This is a genomic window from Clostridium folliculivorans (assembly GCF_024341905.1).
GTDB classification, from domain to species: Bacteria; Bacillota; Clostridia; order Clostridiales; family Clostridiaceae; genus Clostridium_AR; species Clostridium_AR folliculivorans.
In genome coordinates this window covers 392,404-412,699 of record NZ_BQXY01000001.1, presented here as the reverse complement: position 1 = coordinate 412,699, position 20,296 = coordinate 392,404, and the positions used below count along the sequence as shown (strand labels likewise).

Sequence of the window (20,296 nt, the reverse complement as noted above, 5' to 3'; positions counted from 1 at the left end):
CTGTCTAAAACTCGGCATATTTATAAAGATACTTCTTACGTGGCTCAACAACATCTCCCATAAGTAAAGAAACCATTTTTTCAGCCTTCGCAGCATCATCTATATTAACCTGATATAGTGTTCTCGTCTCCGGATTGAGTGTCGTGTCCCACAACTGTTCTGGATTCATTTCTCCGAGTCCCTTATATCGCTGTATCAAAGCACCTTTTCCGATTTTTTTCTTTGCCTGCTCTAATTCTTGATCACTATAAGCATATTGAGAGACTTCTCCACTCTTTGTATTCTTATATACCTTGTACAAAGGTGGCTGTGCTAGATAAAGATGACCATTGGCAATCAAAGGTCTCATATATCTATAAATGTATGTCATCCACAAGGTTCTAATATGATATCCATCAACATCTGCATCACTCATTATTATAATCTTATCATATCTTAAATCTTTCTCTTTATAGTTATCTAAAGTTCCAGTACCTATTGCTGCATTAAATATCTTTAACTCTTCACTAGCAAGTACATTCTCTAGTTTTTGCTTTTCAGTATTCATTATCTTTCCCTTTGAGGGCATTATAGTCTGAAATCTTCTGTCTCTAGCCTGTTTAGCAGATCCACCAGCAGAATCACCTTCCACTACTATAAACTCAGTTTGAGTGTTATCTTTTAAAGTACAAACAGCTATTTTTCCAGCAAGAGGCGCAGCACCTTTTCCTATCTTTTTCTTTTCTGCTTCATTTATTTTTCTTATCTTCTCTCTTCTAGCTGCAGCATCTAGAGCATTATTAATTACAGCTGTAGCTATTTCCTTATTATCTTCAATCCATTCAGAAAATCTGATATATGCGAGTTCATTCATCATAGTATAAGCTTCATTATTGCCAAGTTTAGTTTTAGTTTGACCTTCAAACATAGGATTAGATATCTTTATTCTTACTATTGCAGTCATGCCTTCTCTTAAGTCATCACCTTCGAATTCCTTATCTTTCTCCTTAACTAAACCAAGCTTTTTAGCCCATTCTTTATAGGCTCTTGTCATTCCTGTCTTAAATCCAGTTTCATGAGTACCAGCTTCAGTTGTAGGTATATTATTTACATAGCTGGCTATATACTCTGTTGATGAATCAGTGAACTGTATACACGCCTCTCCATACATCTTTATACCATCGATCTCTTTTTCACCTGAAAATAAAATTGGTTCCTGATGGATCGGTGTTTTACTCTCATTAAGATATTCTATAAAATCTAATAAACCTCTCTCTGAATAGTACTCTTTTATTATATTTTCTTCTTTTCTATCATCAATAAATTTTAGCTTTATTCCTTTATTCTGAAAAGCTAACTCTTTTAATCTCTCGTCTATTACATCAAATTTAAAATCTATACTGGAAAAAACTTCATCATCAGGCATGAAGGTTACTTTAGTACCAGTCTTATCAGTCTCGCCTATGATCTCTAACTTAGTTACTGGTGTACCAGGCATAAGCTTTTTTAATTGCTTATCCATTGCATACTCAAACCTTTGTCTGTATATCTTACCATTTTGATACACTTCTACTTCTAGCCATTTTGACAATGCATTTACTACAGCAGCTCCAACTCCATGCAGACCTCCAGAAGTCTTATAGTTTTTATTATCGAACTTACCACCTGTATGAAGCTCAGTATACACCATCTCTACGCCAGATTTTTTCTTAATAGGGTGTATCCCAGTTGGTACCCCTCTTCCATTATCAACAACGGTTACACTTTTATCTTTATTTAATAATACAATTGCTGTATCTCCAAATCCATTTGTTATTTCATCAATAGCATTATCAAGAACTTCCCATACACAATGATGCAGTCCTTTACTCCCAGTGGACCCAATATACATTCCAGGTCTTATCCTAACTGGTTCAAGTTTTTCAAGTGACGTAAGATCTGTAACATCATAACTGCTATTTAAAATTTCCTTTTCCATCATTCTCCTCCAAAGCAATTAATACCTATATAACACACTATATATTATTCTTTCGTATCCTGTATTTCAATTCTTGAATTATACCTACAGAATTTGTGAATTCCATCACCACAATCTAATAATAGTATCTTAGTGAATTCATCTTCATGATTCAACCATATCTAAAGATGTACCAATTCCAACCGAAATGTATTTTTAAAATTCTCACGAATTCTGGTGAGAGAATTTAAAAATAATAAGTTTTATTATGAAGTGGTACATCCATATATAAACTAAGATTTCGTTTCCTCATTATCAAAGTATAAATACTTTAATAAATTATGTCAAACATTCGTTCGCATGTATGTATTTTTATTAATTCTACAAATTCACTACATCATGTAATTGTAATTAATATTTCAACTATTATCAAGATAATTGTAATAATATTGAAATTTTATACATTTTCAAACCTTACCTTATCTCAAATTTTTATATATTGTTGATTTTTTACGTAAGCCACTTTCATTTACATCTATATTTTAAATCTTACTTAAATAATAAGGTACTTTGAAAACAATATATCAATAAATATCAGAGTTATCTTATTTATTAGATTGCACTTAATTTAAACACATTAGTAAAACAAAATACCCAATGCTTAAGCATTGGGTATCAATCTATACATCATATATTCCAATTTGTCTAACATGTTTAGTATGTGACCACTCTTTATTGTTTTTATTCATTATTCCTTGTATTGTTATTGGCACCCAAGTCAAAGTATATATTCCATATAGAAGGTATCTAAAAAACATCAAAGTAGCTTTCTTACCCATTGTAATCATAATAACAGCTATGAATCCAAGTGTAAATACTATATTCACCGATGCTATAAACGTAAAATCTTTAGTCTTTTCCATTATTCCTATAAACCATGGCAAAACTAAAACATTTGTTGAATATAATAGCAGAGCAGCAAAAAATTTCTTTGTAAGTTTTCTATCCATTATCAATATAAAAGGAGTAAGTAGGAATTGGAACATACTAAAACCTCTCCATATCCATATACTATCTCCAGAGAACATTTGATCCACTGTAAACAATCCTATACCAAAATTACTTTGGATAGCAGTAAGACAAAGTGACAAAGCTACCATCAGAGTCATAAAAGGCTGTGCCACATAAAGTGCACAATCAAAAGCTACATAATCTCTATCTTTAACTGCTTTTTTTATAAGCCTAACAAAAAATCTAGAAGCTACATCTGAGAAACCTTGCATCCATCTTTTTCTCTGATTCCATGAGTCTTTTAAAGTAAGAGGCTTCTCATCAAATACTATAGCATCGTGAGCCCATCCTACTTTTTCTCCATTTAATACTAGTTTACAAGTAAACTCTAAATCTTCAGTAAGGCATGTTGCACCCCATCCCAGCTTTTTGAGTATTTCTACATCCACCGCGAATCCTGTACCACCTATTTGATTAGATAGTCCTAGATTAGCTCTAGCTAACTGAAATGCTCTATTTGAAGACCAAAAGGATATAGAGTAACTTTGAGTAATCCATGAATCTTCTGGGTTCTTGCTATCTAAATATCCCTGTACAACCTTGTATCCTTCACACATCTTTGAATTCATTTCTTTGATAAAATTAGGTGAAACTAAATTATCTGCATCAAATATTGCTATAGCATCATACTTCTTGTCCATCTTGAATATCTTATCAAACATCCATTCAAGTGCGTAACCTTTACCTCTTTTTTCCTTATTCATTCTTTCAAAGACCTTAGCGCCATGTTTTCTTGATATCTCTGCAGTTGAATCAGTACAATTGTCTGCAATCACAAAAATATCATATAGCTCTTTTGGATAGTCTTGATGTTTCAAACTTTCAATAAGGTTTGCAATAACCACTTCTTCGTTGTGAGCAGCAACTATCATAGCAAATTTTTTATTTGGAGTATAGTTCTTCTTCTCTTTTCGTCTGTATAGCCCAAACAAGCTTAACATTAAATAATACAAAGTTAGTGTGTAGACTACAATTTGGAATACCTTGGTAGCAGCGGTTATATAATAAACAAAATTCCCCATGTAATTCACTCCCATTTTTTATTAGTACCATATACTGGAATTTGTATTTTATAACAATAAATATTAAAAATCTCGATTATAAATACAGTTCAAAATCCTTATATACTATATTTCAATCACAAGAAAAAATCAAGTCTATTTGCATATTAATATTTATACTTTTTCATTTTAAAGCGGTACTGTATTTACATATAAAGAATGTAATCGTTTGTTTTTTGATACTTTCATCTTTTTTCGTCTTTTAAATATAAAATTCTTATTTCCCAAAAATATTTTTCCCAATAATTATTAATATTATTTGTACACAAAATAAAAATGGTAGTCCATATTTAAAATACCAATGTTTAGTTTTATGCCTAAATAAATTCATTGAGATAATTGCTCCTAAACTTCCTCCTATTATGGCAACTAAGAATAAAGTCTTTTCTGAAATTCTCCACTTACCTTTTATCGCTCTCCTCTTGTCTATATACATAATTAAAAATCCAATAAGGTTTATAAATAAAATATAATATATTATCATCTTTACTCCTCTAAAGATGTACCACTTCAATCTAAAAACTATTTTCAAAACTCCTTTGGATTCTGAGAGGAGAATTTGAAAATATAAATTTTCTTATGAAGTGGTACATCCATAACATTATTTATGTTACTTATGTGCTAAATGTTGCATATACATCATAATTTTATATTGGGTACAAGTTTGTATATTTTCAAATTATATATCCAAAATAATAGATTGTGGTGATTTTATGAATAATAAGTTTTTAGTTATTAATTTTAATAAAAATATTTTTTACATAAAACTTAAAAATGCATCGATAGAATTATTTAATTCTACATTTCATAGAATACTTCAACAAAATGTAGAGATGTTCGATGTAAAATATAGTACAAATTACATTTTTATATTATTTCTCACCGTTGATTCTAAGTTAGGATTGCTTAAGTTCAATATTTCAAAATTAGATGAAGTAGAAACTAAATGGCTTAAAACTTCAAACTATCCATATAGAAAGATGGACTTCATATCACTAGCGATTACTAAAACATCAATCCACTTTTTCTATAGATTGTCTAATTTTAAAAATACTATATCATATATTTACCATGGAATTGTGTCAAATAGTTGTCAATCATATGAATTATGTAAAATTAATTCCTTAAAATACTCCTGTCCATTATATACTACGTTATTAAATGATAAACTAATTTTATTAATTTACGAAGACTATACAAAAAATATTTATTCACTACATGTAATAAACGATAATAATTCAACTAAAATACGATCCTTCGATATTCCTAACGCCTTTGCTATAAATGTTTTATCTGGTGAAAATGAAATTATTATCTTTTATAATAAAACCATTAATAAAGATATTTTGCTTTTTGAAAAATCTATCACTTGCTTCCAGGACAAATTTCTTTTTTCAGACGAAAATCAGATTAATGTCAATGTCCCTGTAACAAAACCTATGGTATCTTTTTATAACAATAAGTTTTATCTAAATTGGTCTACTGGACTTAATTTTTATATTACAACTTCATATGATCTTAAAAATTGGACAAGTGTCGTTACCATTGAAAATAATAACAACAACATTGCAGGAACAATATTTAAGATTTCTTCTACAATTTCTGTATTTAGCGGATTTATATCAGAAAAGATCTTTGCTAAATCACTATTTGATAATGAACTTTTAAAAAAACCTGATATTGAAAGTTCTCAAATTGAACTATCTTTAATCCCATCAGCTACAGATACTAATACTTATGAAAATAACTTAACAAAAAATAATGATAAATTTATAAATCACCTATTATCTGCTATGAACTCTCTTACTTTAAAGTATTTAAAATTGCTTCATGAAAAAAATAAGGAAATTGATATTTTAAGAAACTCTCTTGATTCTACAAATAAGCAGTATGAGAGAAAATTATCCAGATTTATTGGCTTTAATATTAAGACTAGAAAATACTATGAAGATTTGATATCAAACTTATTAAATGTAATAGATGATAAAAGTAAAGTTATAGATGAATTATTACAGCTTCACAATAAGAATAATAAGTAAATCAAGTACTATCTCCATGTTGTCACTGCATATTCTATATTAATAGATTTATCACTTTGATATGAAAATTATTTTAGAGCGGCATCTATTAGTAAGCCTAATTTGACCATTATTAATATATAAGTATGGAGGATGTAATTATATTATGTTAGCTAATAAATATAACGAGTACGCCTTAGAAATAGGAAATTCTATTTGGTATATCTACCAGAATGAATCTCAAGTTTGTCTTAGAACTTTTGATAATAATGGCTTTGGCAATGAAAGAGTTATTATTGACAATTGTAAAGCCTTACTTAGTGCTATCTTGACAAAGAACGATACCATATACATTTTTACTCAGGCTCTCAACAATAGTATAATCATGCATTGCATGATTGATGAATCCCTAACAAGTTCAATAATTACCAATAATCATTTAGCCAGCGATTACATAGAGATACTTTCACTTAATAATTATTTAAATATTATCTATTCAAAAACAACAGATAATACAACATTTTTATATCATAGACTCATCACATCAGATTTAAAACTTACTTCACCACTTATGTTAGATATAATTGATAACTCCATTCCTTACTCGTTTATATCGTGTACAGTAGGTAATAGCATCTATCTATGCTATAACAAAAAAATGAAAACCAGCTGTCTTGGTTTTAGGAAATATGACGCTGTTAAAAATAACTGGGAAGGTTTTAACATTTTAGATACCTCTTACCTGCCAATTGAAGACTACTCTTTTATTGTAGCTGATGGCGAGGTACTATCATATTGTTATAAGATTAATAGTCAAAGAAAAGGCCAACTTAAGTATGGCTATGGAATTCCTTCCAATATGGTTAGAAGCTCCATAAATAGTAATTCTAGATTACTAGCCTGCTCAACAGCTTTTTTTCACGGCAAATTCTTTTTTACATCAGTGACTGATCAAGCGATATCAACTAGGATTGTGGACTTCTTGAAAGGAGAATCTAGTTCAAATGATATCCAACTTGAACCAAACAATATCATTTTCAAAGTTAGCTATCAAACCAATAATCCAATAGTAGTAAATAATATATTCTTTTCTAAAAATAATAAAGATAACTTGATTATTGGCAGTTCTTACTATTTTGACATTTCCTTGCTTGATAAAGAAAAGTCTTATGATAAAACAGATCAAGTTAGCGACAACTCATTGAAAATGAATGCATTAAAGTTAATCGAATATGAGAAACAGCTCTTTGAAAAACAACAGCATATAAACACACTTGAAAATACAATCAAAGATCTTAAATATAAAGTAACTCTCAACGAGGATAAAATGAAGAATTTATCAAAGGCCACTAATATAAATGATGAAGAAAACTTAAAGTTAAAGACAAATATTGCATCTTTATATCAAAACTTACTTAATAAAGAAAATAAGATAACTGATCTAGAAAAAAGACTTGCAGATAAACATAGCGTCGTATCCACATATAAGAATAAGATAGAAGAGCTAAATAAGGTAATATCTAATTTGGATAATCAAATAAACACCTACAAAAGCAACTCTAATTTGAACCAGATACAATCTTTAAAATCCGCCGAGGCTAATCAAATAGCTATGCTGACTCAAACAATTGAAACCTTAAAAGAACAGCTAACAAGCAAAGAGAAAACTTTATCTTCCCTTACTCAAAAGAATTTAGAACTTCTTAATCAGGTAAATAATTTGAATAGCGCAATAGAAGAGCTTAGTGCTAAGCAAAAAAAGTCTTCATTTATAAAACGTATATTCAATGATGAGGAGTAACTTTATAGCTAATAAACTTTTTCTCTTGTTAATTTATTTTTATTTTAAAACATACAACTATATTTTCAACCAATAATTAAGAGGAGTAGCAAAGCTTATAGTCTATGCAACTCCTCTAACTTTTATATGTTATATACTATTTTGTCCATACAATTCTTTTACTGCAGATAATAACTTTTCTACGTCTTCTATTGTATTAAAATATGCAAAACTTGCTCTAACTGTACCTAGATTCTTAGTTCCTATTATATTATGAATGATAGGAGCACAATGATATCCTGTACGCAAGTATATATCCTTATTATTTAAAAATTCACCTACCTCTGAGCTATCATACCCATCTATATTGAAAGAGACTACTGGACACTTCTTTTCACAATCATCTTCTCCATACATAATAATATATGGTAGCTTTTGTAGTTCTGAGGTTAGATATAAAGCTAATTCCTGATCATGTCTTCTTATTTCATTTAGACCTACACTTGTAATAAAGTTTACTCCAGCGCCAAGCCCAACAATCCCAGGAGTATTTAATGTACCACTTTCAAATTTATCTGGCATAAAATCTGGCTGCTCCATTATATTTGAATTACTGCCAGTACCTCCTTCCTTAAAAGTGTCAATCTTAATTGATTCGCTTACATAAAGTCCTCCAATTCCTTGTGGCCCATATAAGCATTTATGCCCAGGAAATGCCATAATATCAATATTCATTTTCTTTACATCTATATTAAAAACCCCAGCGGTTTGGGCTACATCTACAATAAATACAAGATTATTTTTTTTTGCTATACTTCCTATTTCCTCAATATCTTGAACTGTCCCTAATACGTTTGAGCCATGGTTTATTATCAATGCCTTAGAGTTTGTTTTTATATTTTTTTGTAGTTCCTGTAAATTTACATATCCTTTTTCATCCACAGAAACAATTGAGACTTCAACTCCTATTTCAGTTAGTTTTCTCAAAGGCCTATATACAGAATTATGCTCAATAGAAGTTGTTATTACATGATCCCCACTCTTTAATACACCTTTAATTGCCATATTTAATCCCTCAGTAGTATTATTAGTGAAGATAAGATTCATCATATTATCTATATTAAATAGTTCACTTATACTTTGCCTTGTATCTAATATCTTCATCTCACATTCCAGTGATAGTTTATGGGAACCTCTTCCTGGGTTTGCACAATATCTTTTCATGCAATCTAAAACCGAATCATAAACAGATTCTGGCTTAGGAAAAGATGTGGCGGCATTATCTATATAAACCATATTAACCTCCCTAAAATTGATTTAGATATCAAGCTCTGAGTAATAATAACGTCTTGTACTCTCATTTAAAACTCTTCTGTATATTCCTTTAATTTCGAGATTATTTTGCTTTATTTCATTTACTATGTCCTCTAAATCCTGTTCTTTAATCTCTATTGACCTAGCACAGCCTGCTGATATTGTACAAGGTGTTTGTATCATAACCACATTATATTTTTTATTTTTTAATATCTTATAAAGATTTACACTTTGACTAGTGGAAGAAAAAGCTATTATACATACATTTAAGTCTCTCATTTAATTCACCTGCTATAAATCGATTTAATATAATATATTCGAATAAACACAAAAATTACACTGTTTATTTAAAATAAAGTATCTAGTCAGATTTTTTCTAGACCCATGAATAAAAGCTAAGTAGATTGCACTTAAGCTTTTCTAGTATATTTCTTAAAACATTTTCTTACTATTACATTAGTAACCAAAATACGACAAATATCATAATATATAATAGATTTACATGAAAGGGAGGTTTTTAATTCATGGCTACACCTTTTTTAATTGAGACCCCAACTAATTTTGCTACAATAACAGGTTCAACAAATATTCCTATTACTGTTCCTACTACAGCTGGTATTGGAACTCCAGTTACCATAGGAAGTTTAGCATTACCTTTATCTTCTAAGAATGATGTAGTTTTCATCGAAGGGACAATTCCTTTAGTATTTACTACATTAGCAGCACTAACTGCAGCAGGATCCTTAGATGTAGTTTTAGAAGTTTTTAGAAGCAATACTTCAACTGCTCCAATATTTAGATCAAGACAAACTATAATAAATGGATTGACCCTTGCTACTGTTGGAACAACAATTTATGATATTCTTCCATTCCAATTTGTGGATGACCCAGTTATTCCATTATGTGGAGGAGAAACCGATTATTTCTTTAGAGCTTACGTAGTTACTACTGGAATCACAGTTGCTGCAGCTAGTTTAACTGTTAACAGTACTGCACAGGGATTATTCTACAATATCACTGCTGAAGAAGAATCAATTGCAGGAGCATTAGGTGATCCTGTAATACCAGACGTTATAGTGCCATAATTTTATAAGGGTTGCCAATAGGCAACCCTTTTTTCTTATAAAATTATCGTCAATTATAGATTTATCCTTAATAAATTTTGTTGATGAAATAAATAGTGCCAACATATCGTTAAATATGTTGGCACTATTTATTCTATAAAGTTGTTGGTGGGTCAAAGTCTTCGAATGGGAATGGTAAGCTATTAAAGAATTCACATGGATCTCCTGTAATAGGTTCACATTCTGGTATATCACAATCTCCAGTTGAGCTAACTGTCATGTTAACTATTCTATAAAGTTTGATAATTGTGAATAAACCTATAACAACATCAGCATGATATTCTATTGTTCCTGGAGCATTTTCATATACTCCAATTATAGGTTGTTGTAATGGATTAGCAATTGCTTGAACTAGTGCGTATGGTAGATTGCCAAAGTTTACATTTGCTGTTTGTGGGCTATATAAAGTATTAGCAGTAGTAATTGTTTGTTCACTAGCTTCTCCGCCGAATAGACATAGAGTTTTTGTGTAAGTTGTGAAAGCACAAATGTTAGTAATTGCAGTTGGTGTTTCTCCAGTTACAGTAAGAGTTACTGGTATTGAAGTTCCAGTTGCATCAAGCAAATTGATTAAATACGTAAAAGTATATACTATTGTTACGTCATAAAATCCATCTTGCCCAAATGCACTTGGATTAACTGTAACTCTTATGTCAGATACTCTAAATGATCCTGGCACAATCCTTACTGTAGATACTGTGCTATTAAAAGCAATTATTTCGCCTGGAGTGATAGGTCCGCCAACTATTACACTACCACCAATAGTTCCTACCTCTCCTAATCTAGATGAACTTATTTCAATTGCTCCTGGAGGTGGTGTTAAAACTGTACTATCGAATGGTCTCAAGCAATCTTGTTGTCTGCATTTTCCATATACTCTGTGAGCTATTATACATTCATCGCTGATTGGTGAAGGGCATGGAGCCATTCCTTTTACCTCAAAATTTTCTTGCATAATATATCCTCCTATTCCATTTTACGTTAGACACTTCAATAATATATTATGTTGCTAATATAAAAGTGTTCTTATTACCTTGTGATATAGCATCATTTTGCTAAATTTTTTATATATTTCTTTAACTTGCATAAATACGTAGTTAATCATAAAAATATTTTTGCAAATCATTAAATATTGTGAATAAATCTGTCATCATTTAAGACCTTCTTATACAGTAAATTCCTACTGAATTAATCATTACACATAATTTATGAGTCGTTCGGTATATAATATTCAATAGCATCACTATTTGTTATCCATAATTTATAAAAATTTTAAATTTTTTATAAATAATTTTAAAATAAAAAACAACTGATTTTTCCTGTAAAGAAACAAAGTCCAATATTGATTCTATCTGATAGAATCAATATTGGACTTTAAGTAAATTAGCACTAATCTAATTTTATATGGCAATAACCGCCTGGGTTTTTCTTTAAATATTTTTGATGATATTCCTCTGCATCATAGAAACATTTTAGCGGTGTTATTTCAGTTACAATTGGTTTACTATAGTTTTTCTGCTGTTCTTCCTTACTTTGTTCAATCACTTTCAAATCCTCTTTATCAATATAGTAAATTCCAGTTCTATATTGATGCCCTATATCATTTCCTTGCCTATTAATTACTGTTGGTTCTACTATACTCCAATATTCCTCTAATAGCTGATTCAAAGATATAGCTTCTTCATCGTACTTTACATAACAAGCTTCTGCATGCCCAGTGGTTCCTGTGCATACTTGTTCATAAGTAGGATCATTTTTTTCTCCATTTGCATATCCAACTTTAGTTTCTTTCACACCATTTTTTCTAGACATAAACTCTTCTACTCCCCAAAAGCAACCACCTGCAAATACTATTTCATTCATATACATGCCCTCCTTATTCCTATATTTTATATAGGATTTTCTGCACAATGCTAACTTATACCTAATTGGCTAAATTACGCAAACTAACTTGTAATAAATATTAATTAATTGTAATTATATTTTATCAAAATATAACTATAATACAATATCTTTACCTTTATTTGTGTTTTTTTGACTTTTTTCTATTTCAAATTACACTTTTCTTGCATATATGTATATGAGAGAAATAATTACTTATAAACTATTTCTTTACTAAGGAGGTTTTTTTATGCTACATCATAGATTGGGCTGGATTCCTGATTACAACGACATAAATGATTATACAGAGGATACCCCTGAAGTCAAAGTTATTATAAACAATATTTATGCATCAAATAAAAAAACTGAAGATAATCTCCCAAGTTTTATAGATCTCAGAAAATGGTGTTCACCAATAAAAAACCAAGGACTAATCAATTCTTCCACAACTGAGGCATTGGTAAGTCTAATTGAATACTTTGAAAATAGAGTGTTCGGAAAAAACACTGATGGTTCATCTCTTTTTGTTTATAAAAATTCCAGGTCCCTTATAGGGAACATTGGAGATACGGGCGTATCATTTCGCACCGCACTAAAGTCCTTAATTCAATTTGGTATGCCTCCTGAAAGATATTATTCTACAAGCTCTACTCAAATTGATGAAGAACCCAAAGCCTTTTGTTATGGGTTTAGAGATAACTATAAGGATTTGATTTTTTTTAAACTCGATATAAACAAAGATTCGGAGAATCTTCTTCAAAAAATTAAGGAACTGCTATATTTACAACTTCCATGTATTTTTGGTTTTTCCGTGTACGACTGCATAGATTATGCCGAAAAATCAGGGGAGATATTATTTCCAACTATCAATAATCAGCTAATAGGTGGTCATTCGGTTATGGCTGTAGGTTATGACGATAAATACTTGTCAATTAATAAACTAACCGGACATTCTAGCTCAGGCGCCTTAATAATAAGAAACTCATGGGGTGAAAACTGGGGTGAAGATGGTTATGGTTATCTTCCTTACGAATATATCTTAAAAGGTCTAGCCAATGATTTTTGGTATGTCCTGAACAAGAATTGGTTGTTTGAAAATTAAACTATTCTTTGCTAGAACAACTATATACACTTGTTATAAATAACTCTATTTGTATTTGTTCGAAAATCATGTGAATTAATGATTTTCGAACATTTATAAACTTCAAGTTAGTACACTATAAACTATTATATGTAAATCTAAATTTCATGCTTTGAAAGAGTATATTTTTCAATATGTTCCTATTTTAATTTTAATTTGCACCTCTCAATATCTGTAACATATATCTCTCCCTTACAATATATTGAAATTAAGTCACAAAGGAGGGATACCATGAATTTACTTGCAATAATACTATTTGTTTTTACAAGTAGTATCGATAACTTTACTGTGGCTCTTGCCTACGGAGTAAAGAATATAAAAATAAGCTTCTTTAGTAATATAGTCATAAGCATTGTTTCTTCTTTAGGTACCTTTATATCTATGTCTCTAGGTTTGGTCCTTGCAAATTTACTTGCTCCCCATATAGCCAATATCATTGGCAGTTCTATTTTATTGCTAATTGGCTTATGGTTTTTATATGACTATTACAAATCCATTAAAAACATACGCTCAATCATACAATCAGATTCTAATGTCAAACTAGGTTGCATGAATCTGCTAGATAATCCTGAAGAAGCCGATTTTGATCATTCTGGTACAATAGATTTGAAGGAATCTTTTTCATTATCTGTAGCATTAGCAATTAACAATGTAGGGCTTGGTATAGGTGGAAGCATAGCAGGTTTAGATATAATTAAAACCACCTTATTCACTTTTATTTTTAGTATAATTGTTATTCCAATTGGTATGTTTTTAGGCAATAAGTTTTTAGCCAAAAAGTTAGGTAGTGCAGCTCCATTAATTTCGGCATTAATATTAATAGCCTTGGGATTATTTGAATTGGTATTAAATTGAACAACTAAAGTACCAATTTTAAGATATCATAATATATTATGAAAATTATAAAACACCAATTTATATATTTAAATTGGTGTTTTATAATTGAATAAACTATTTAATATCAGCAGGAAATTGAACTCCTGTTTGCTCTCTTATCTCATCTACTATCTTCATCACATTTAGAGAATGTTCATGAGAATTAATCTTTGATTCAAGCTTTCCTTCGTTTATGAGATTAATAAATTCTTCTGCCTCATAAAACATGTTATCTTCAATTTGAGGAACAGTCAGCTCTTCTCTTGTACCATTCCTATAAATTATTTCAACCTTTTCCGGAGACCCTATTTTGTCTATAATCATTGTTCCATTCTCACCTTGTATCTCACTTGGCGAATAGGAATAAGCTATTTTAGAGTGCATTATTACAGCATCCATATCATCGTATTTTGCTAACACTGAGCCTTCTCCATCTACCCCAGATTCCAGAATATACGCAGATGCAGTTATTTGTTTTGGAACCCCAAAAAGCTTTACCATTGGGTGAACACAATATATACCTATATCCATTATTGATCCGTTTGAGAAACTTGCATCGAAAGTGTTAACTCTTATTCCAGATTTATAAGTATCATATCTTGATGAGTACTGACAGTAGTTCCCTAAATATCTTCTTATTTTTCCTAACTTATAGATATTTTCTTCTATAACTTTAAAATTAGGAAGATAATGAGACTTCAAAGCTTCCATCAATACAACCTTATTTTTCACTGCCTCTTTTATCATAGCTTCTACTTCCTTTGAGTTAGAAGCAAATGCTTTTTCACATATTACATGTTTTTTATTCTTAAGAAATAATATGGACTGTTCACAGTGCAATGAATTAGGACTTGCTATATATACTGCATCTATAAGATCACTTTGAGCCATCTCTTCCAGTGATTCAAAATAAGTTATTTGCCCATATGTTTTACCAAATTCCTTAGCCTTCTCTAAGTCACGGGAATAAATAGCCGTCAGCTTAAAATCCTTTACATTACTAGCACCTTTTATAAATGCATGAGTTATCCAACTTGTACCTATAACACCAAATCTAATCATACTTTCCTCCTAAGGTAAGAATCACATTATATACTTTAGCTCATAAACAATAAAAAAGCTCACCATTATTACAATCTAAGTATATAATTGTATACTAAAATAATTTTAATATTAACAGTAAAAGATTTCAACTTTATCTATTTTCATATATATACTTAGAAAGTTTTGCTATAAGCTCATCAGGATCTCCATTTGTATTCTTTGTAAATACTGTTAATATATAAGGCTCATTAGAATATATTATTCCTATATCATTTACGTAATCTTCATAATCTCCAATCTTATGCGCAACAATTTCTTGCGGTATGTACTTATCAATTCTATCATGATAAACTGTATTTTTCATATCATCAATAATTGTCTTAAAATACTCATTATTGTCATTATTAAAATATAACTTTTTTAATATTTCTAAAGAATCTAAAGCCGATGTTTCGTTTTCCGATCTGTTTACTGTATGCTTGACTATATTCTCAATATACGAATATTTATAATCTGGTGTTATAGTCCTTAAAAGCATATTTACAGCTATATTGTCTGAATACTTTATTGAGTAATCAATTAATGTACTTATATTTATCGGTTTACTTAGTCTACTGGTACCTTGCAATATACCAGCTCCATCCTCATAATCCTGAGATAAGTAAACAACACCTTGATCCATAGTTAATTTATTTTCTTTTATAAGGTCAACAGTAGCCATACTGATAGGAACCTTTACAGTACTAGCAGCTTTAAAAGCCTTGTCCCCATTTATGCTAAATCCTAAAGATGAATTTAAATCATAATAAGCTATCCCAACATTGTCCTTATTGTCTTTAATAAATTCTTCAACCTTTGCTTTAAGTTCATCTAGTTTTTTTTGTTTATCTAATTTTATTTCCTCAGCTTCTTTTAATTCTTCTATTTTCTCATCATCTACTTCTTTATGCTGAGCTATTAACATATTTGTATTTTGTGATACATTGGTATTAGAACTTGCAGTGATTCCATCTTGATTCACCAACCCCTGAGCCTGTCCATTGTTTCTATAGCCTACAAAAACTATCATGAATATAGCTGCAACCATACAAGTATACACGTATTTCTTTTTCACACCTATCAACCTCTCATACAATATTACTTTCTAAGATGTAACAGTTCGTACCGAAATCTATTTTTAAAACTCTCACGACTTCTGGTGAGAGAATTTAAAAATATAAATTTTATTACGAAGTGGTACATCCATATTAATTTATTATAAAATGTATTTTTATAATAACTGTGAGATGAGTGTGTGAGATTATGTGCCTTTAAATAATTATTACACAAACTTAACACATAATTTAATATAATCAGCCTGTTAATTCACTCTTTTTCATACAAATCATATTCCGGGTTAATTTTAAAATAAGAACTATCTAACAAATATTTTATGTTATACTTGCAAGCTAGTTCATAAAGGCCTTGTACTTCTCTTATATTCTTATTTCTCATAAAAACCTCTAACCACTTTTTAATAATATTATATCTTGTATATCAAAACCTTCTAATTACTCATACCTTTTCTCTATCAACAACAAGTACTAAAACAGTCCACACAACAATAAGAACAGATATGGATGTAAAAATTATTTCTACATATTTTCCAAACATAGAAGCACCCCTTTCTTCTCTCGTATATAGACTTAGCTTATATGGATTATTTTATTCGAATTCTATGTCAAATAACTTCTCTACTTCAATTGCGGGTAAAGCCTTACTATAATTGATTGCATCTTAGTCTCTATTTTATTGGAAGATTCTAAGTAATCCTGAATGTTTCTTCTGTTTATTTTGTAAACTTTATTTATATCTTTCAAAAAAATTCACCACCTCTATATTATATTGTTTCCATAATTTCATAATTAATTAAATAAAAATTCAACTAACGGACATTCTTAGATGAGTTTATTCTTTAACTTATATTACGTCTTAAGTCTGTTCGCATAATTATCCCCAGATATAATTGAGATATAAATTCCTAAAGAATAAAAAAGCTTAGTATTGAAATATTATTCAATACTAAGCTCTTTCCTAATTATTAACTTTATCTATTAAGCAAACTAATTGCTTCATTCTGAGGAACCGGCCTACTAAAATAATATCCCTGTATTCTATCACAGCTATATTTATTTAGATAATTCAACTGTTCTTCAGTTTCTACACCTTCTGCAACAACTTTTAGATTCATCTTATGTCCTATATCTATTATATTTTCTACTAAAGATATCTTGTGTTCTTCAGCAACATCATCTATGAATATCTTATCAATTTTTAAAGTACTTATAGGTAGCTGTTTCAGATAACTTAATGAAGAGTACCCCTTCCCAAAATCATCTAGAGCTATTTTAATCCCTATATCTCTCAATCTATTTAATTTGTCACTTATACTGTCATAAGTTTCAATAAATATGGATTCAGTAATCTCTAATTCAATATAATTTGGATCTATTGTAATATCACTTATAATCTTTAAAACATTATCTACAAAATCGCTTTGCATTAATTGAATTACCGATACATTTATTGATATATAACATTTATCATGACCATTTGTATGTACTTCTTTTATAAACTCGCATGCATTCCTTAGCACCCAGTTTCCAATCTCTATTATCCTATGGTTCTCTTCCGCTAAGGTAATGAATCTATCAGGAGGCACAAAGCCTAGTTCTGGACTATTCCATCTAATTAAGGCTTCAAAGCTACATATCATACCACTATTAGCATCAACTTGAGGTTGATAATAAAGTATAAATTCATTTTTATCTAACGCATTTCTTAAGTACTTTTCTATCTCCATTCTTTCAATAACTTTATCATTCATTCCTGAATGGAAGAATGTGTAGTTGTTTTTACCTAAACTTTTGGATTTATACATCGCTATATCCGCTTTAGTTAAAAGATCATCTATTCTTTCACCATCTTCCGGAAAAATTGCAATTCCAATGCTAGACGTTACCTGCAAGTAGTTACTGTCTACATTAAATGAAGATTCAAAACTTTCTAGCATGACATTGCAGAAATTCTCTACTTGAGTTCTATCCTGGATTGAATTTAATATTATTACAAACTCATCTCCACCTAATCTAATCAATAAATCATCTGCTCCCTTGATTCTATTAAGTCTATCAGCAATAGCACATATTAAAAAATCCCCAAAGTTGTGTCCTAAAGTATCGTTTATGTATTTAAAATTATCAATATCAACAAATATTAATGCTCTTTTACTATGTTCGCAGATGTCTCTTTTATCAAAATACTTTTCTGCTACTTTATGCATATACTGCCTATTAGGCAAATCGGTCAAATAATCATGGTATGCTATGTATTCTAATCTGTGTTGGTATTCTTTTATATCTGTTATATTTTTATGTGATCCAGCTAATCTATAGGGTTTCCCTTCTGAATCAAATAATGTTTTCCCTATAGTCTGCATCCATGTATAAATACCATTAACATCTTTGATTCTGTACTCTATTGTAAAGACTGAATTCTTTTTCTCCCAATTTTCTTTTATAACATTTACCATTCTTTCGTAGTCTTCTTCATTAACTAGCTTAGTCCAATCTATGTCTTTTGTTTTTTCCTTATCATATCCTAATATCTTGTACCATTGATCTGAAAAAAACATTTTTCCATCTTTTATATTCCAATCCCAAAGTGCATCATAAGATGCCTCAGTTATAAGTTTGTACCACTCTTCATTATTTCTTAGCAATTCTTCATTTATTGATATCTCTGTATACTTTTCTCTTAACTCCTGCTCTAAGGCAGTTATTTCCTCAAATGAAGCTTCTAAATCATTATATTTTTCTCTTACTTCCTGCTCTAAAGCTCTAACTTCTTCATAGGATGCTTCAAGTTCCTCGTAACTCCCCATTAAGTTCTCTTCGTACTCTTTTCTTTTATCAGCGGCCTTATTTAATGCAATGGCTAATTGCCCGATCTCATCTCTGGATTCCATAATTATTTTGTGGTCAAGATTACCTTCAGTCAAAGATTTTGCAAAATCTAATATTGTCTTGATTTTCCCAGAAATCCTATAGGCTATAAAATACCCTACAAATATTGAAATTAGAAAACCTAATACCCCTATAGTAATCATTGATATGATAGTATCACGATATAACTGTCTATTATAATTGTCATACTTCTCAGCAACACTTGAGTTAAATTCAATATAATTTTCAACATTTTTTACTATATTATCACTGACTATCTCTAGATCATTATATATGGTCCACGCTTTATCATAATTTCCTTCATCTATATACGCTAGTAACCTTTCTCTATATTGCCTATATACACTCAATATATTTTTCAAGTCACCGAATAATTTTCTATCATCACTTTCTACTATATGTTTCTCATAATCAGCTAGTAATTCATCATCCTTGTTTTTCAAGTTATTTATTTCGTCTACTAAAGTTTTTATTTTATTGGAATTTTTATCATCTAATATCATATAAATATCAAGATTGATTTGGACTAAGTTTGACTTGACTAAGGTAATATCTTTTATTACTCTTGAATTTCTTTCATACATAATCGCACTATTATTATTGAGATCTCTAATATTTTTTAATGCAACTAATCCCATTACTCCACTAAAAAGTGATATTATTGTAAATGCTATTATGAGTTTTGATCTCATTCTTAATCTATAAATAAATTTCATTTCTAATCCTCCCAGTTTTGGTAACTGTATCAAATCTAGATATCCATATCTTAAAATTATACCTTATTAACTATGAAGTTATCAATAAAGATGGACAACTTTAACCCTAAAACTTATTCATTGAAGATGTTATCTTGAAGTTAAAAACTTTACCTCGTCCTAATAAACATCGTTAAATCTAACCTTAACTCTTTATACATCATCTTTTTAATATTCTATCATGAGACCTTAGGGAATAAGTAACAACATTGTAATAATATCTCTATTCCATTTCTAACTCCATCAGCATATTATAAACTGACGATGTTAAAGCATCATGTTGAAATTAAT

Annotated in this window: 16 protein-coding genes; 5 read left to right on the top strand and 11 right to left on the bottom strand. The window is 29.7% G+C overall.

The genetic code is table 11. The annotated features are described in order from the left end of the window. Window positions 1-4 precede the first annotated feature (4 nt). The 3 genes from OCU55_RS01780 to OCU55_RS01770 form a co-directional block, all read right to left on the bottom strand. Window positions 5-1,957 (bottom strand): DNA gyrase/topoisomerase IV subunit B, encoded by a 1,953-nt coding sequence (locus tag OCU55_RS01780; RefSeq protein ID WP_261850606.1) that lies wholly within the window; start codon window positions 1,955-1,957, stop codon window positions 5-7. 659 nt (window positions 1,958-2,616) lie between these two features. Continuing rightward, window positions 2,617-4,029 (bottom strand): glycosyltransferase family 2 protein, encoded by a 1,413-nt coding sequence (locus OCU55_RS01775; RefSeq protein ID WP_261850605.1) that lies wholly within the window; start codon window positions 4,027-4,029, stop codon window positions 2,617-2,619. Between the two features lie 256 nt (window positions 4,030-4,285). Further along, window positions 4,286-4,552 carry a DUF1294 domain-containing protein gene (locus tag OCU55_RS01770; RefSeq protein ID WP_261850604.1) on the bottom strand — a complete coding sequence of 89 codons (267 nt, stop codon included), beginning with the start codon at window positions 4,550-4,552 and terminating at the stop codon, window positions 4,286-4,288. Window positions 4,553-4,781: 229 nt separating this feature from the next. On the opposite strand from OCU55_RS01770, the gene OCU55_RS01765 reads away from it, so the two are divergent. Together OCU55_RS01765 and OCU55_RS01760 are read left to right on the top strand one after the other, a co-directional pair. Next, on the top strand, window positions 4,782-6,107 hold the full coding sequence (locus tag OCU55_RS01765; protein WP_261850603.1) for a hypothetical protein: 1,326 nt from the start codon (window positions 4,782-4,784) through the stop codon (window positions 6,105-6,107). Window positions 6,108-6,252: 145 nt separating this feature from the next. Further along, a complete protein-coding gene (locus OCU55_RS01760) occupies window positions 6,253-7,887 on the top strand; it encodes a hypothetical protein (RefSeq protein WP_261850602.1) in 1,635 nt (544 codons plus the stop codon). Between the two features lie 129 nt (window positions 7,888-8,016). On the opposite strand, the gene OCU55_RS01755 is transcribed toward OCU55_RS01760, so the two are convergent. Together OCU55_RS01755 and OCU55_RS01750 are read right to left on the bottom strand one after the other, a co-directional pair. Further along, window positions 8,017-9,162, bottom strand: coding sequence for an aminotransferase class V-fold PLP-dependent enzyme (locus OCU55_RS01755; protein ID WP_261850601.1), 1,146 nt, complete (start codon window positions 9,160-9,162; stop codon window positions 8,017-8,019). Window positions 9,163-9,183: 21 nt separating this feature from the next. Then, window positions 9,184-9,459 carry a putative Se/S carrier protein gene (locus OCU55_RS01750; protein WP_261850600.1) on the bottom strand — a complete coding sequence of 92 codons (276 nt, stop codon included), beginning with the start codon at window positions 9,457-9,459 and terminating at the stop codon, window positions 9,184-9,186. Between the two features lie 245 nt (window positions 9,460-9,704). On the opposite strand from OCU55_RS01750, the gene OCU55_RS01745 reads away from it, so the two are divergent. Continuing rightward, entirely contained in the window at window positions 9,705-10,265 is a 561-nt protein-coding gene (locus OCU55_RS01745) for a hypothetical protein (protein WP_261850599.1), read from the top strand. 133 nt (window positions 10,266-10,398) lie between these two features. On the opposite strand, the gene OCU55_RS01740 is transcribed toward OCU55_RS01745, so the two are convergent. After that, window positions 10,399-11,259, bottom strand: a complete 861-nt coding sequence (locus OCU55_RS01740) for a hypothetical protein (RefSeq protein ID WP_261850598.1) — start codon at window positions 11,257-11,259, stop codon at window positions 10,399-10,401. A gap of 434 nt (window positions 11,260-11,693) precedes the next feature. Further along, window positions 11,694-12,167 carry a peptide-methionine (S)-S-oxide reductase MsrA gene (msrA, locus tag OCU55_RS01735; RefSeq protein WP_261850597.1) on the bottom strand — a complete coding sequence of 158 codons (474 nt, stop codon included), beginning with the start codon at window positions 12,165-12,167 and terminating at the stop codon, window positions 11,694-11,696. A 268-nt stretch (window positions 12,168-12,435) separates the two neighbouring features. On the opposite strand from msrA, the gene OCU55_RS01730 reads away from it, so the two are divergent. Then, window positions 12,436-13,287 carry a C1 family peptidase gene (locus OCU55_RS01730; RefSeq protein ID WP_261850596.1) on the top strand — a complete coding sequence of 284 codons (852 nt, stop codon included), beginning with the start codon at window positions 12,436-12,438 and terminating at the stop codon, window positions 13,285-13,287. Window positions 13,288-13,482: 195 nt separating this feature from the next. Then, the gene (gene ytaF, locus OCU55_RS01725; protein WP_261850595.1) at window positions 13,483-14,181 is read left to right on the top strand and encodes a sporulation membrane protein YtaF; all 699 of its coding nucleotides are present in this window, start codon (window positions 13,483-13,485) and stop codon (window positions 14,179-14,181) included. Window positions 14,182-14,277: 96 nt separating this feature from the next. Here ytaF and OCU55_RS01720 read toward each other — a convergent pair whose 3' ends face one another. From OCU55_RS01720 to OCU55_RS01705, 4 genes are all read right to left on the bottom strand, one after another. Continuing rightward, complete coding sequence (locus tag OCU55_RS01720) at window positions 14,278-15,264, bottom strand: Gfo/Idh/MocA family protein (protein WP_261850594.1); 987 nt, start codon at window positions 15,262-15,264, stop codon at window positions 14,278-14,280. Between the two features lie 133 nt (window positions 15,265-15,397). Then, on the bottom strand, window positions 15,398-16,360 hold the full coding sequence (locus tag OCU55_RS01715; RefSeq protein WP_261850593.1) for a serine hydrolase: 963 nt from the start codon (window positions 16,358-16,360) through the stop codon (window positions 15,398-15,400). A 251-nt stretch (window positions 16,361-16,611) separates the two neighbouring features. Beyond that, window positions 16,612-16,740, bottom strand: coding sequence for a hypothetical protein (locus OCU55_RS01710; protein ID WP_261850592.1), 129 nt, complete (start codon window positions 16,738-16,740; stop codon window positions 16,612-16,614). Between the two features lie 592 nt (window positions 16,741-17,332). Continuing rightward, window positions 17,333-19,966 (bottom strand): EAL domain-containing protein, encoded by a 2,634-nt coding sequence (locus tag OCU55_RS01705; protein ID WP_261850591.1) that lies wholly within the window; start codon window positions 19,964-19,966, stop codon window positions 17,333-17,335. Between the last annotated feature and the right edge of the window lie 330 nt (window positions 19,967-20,296).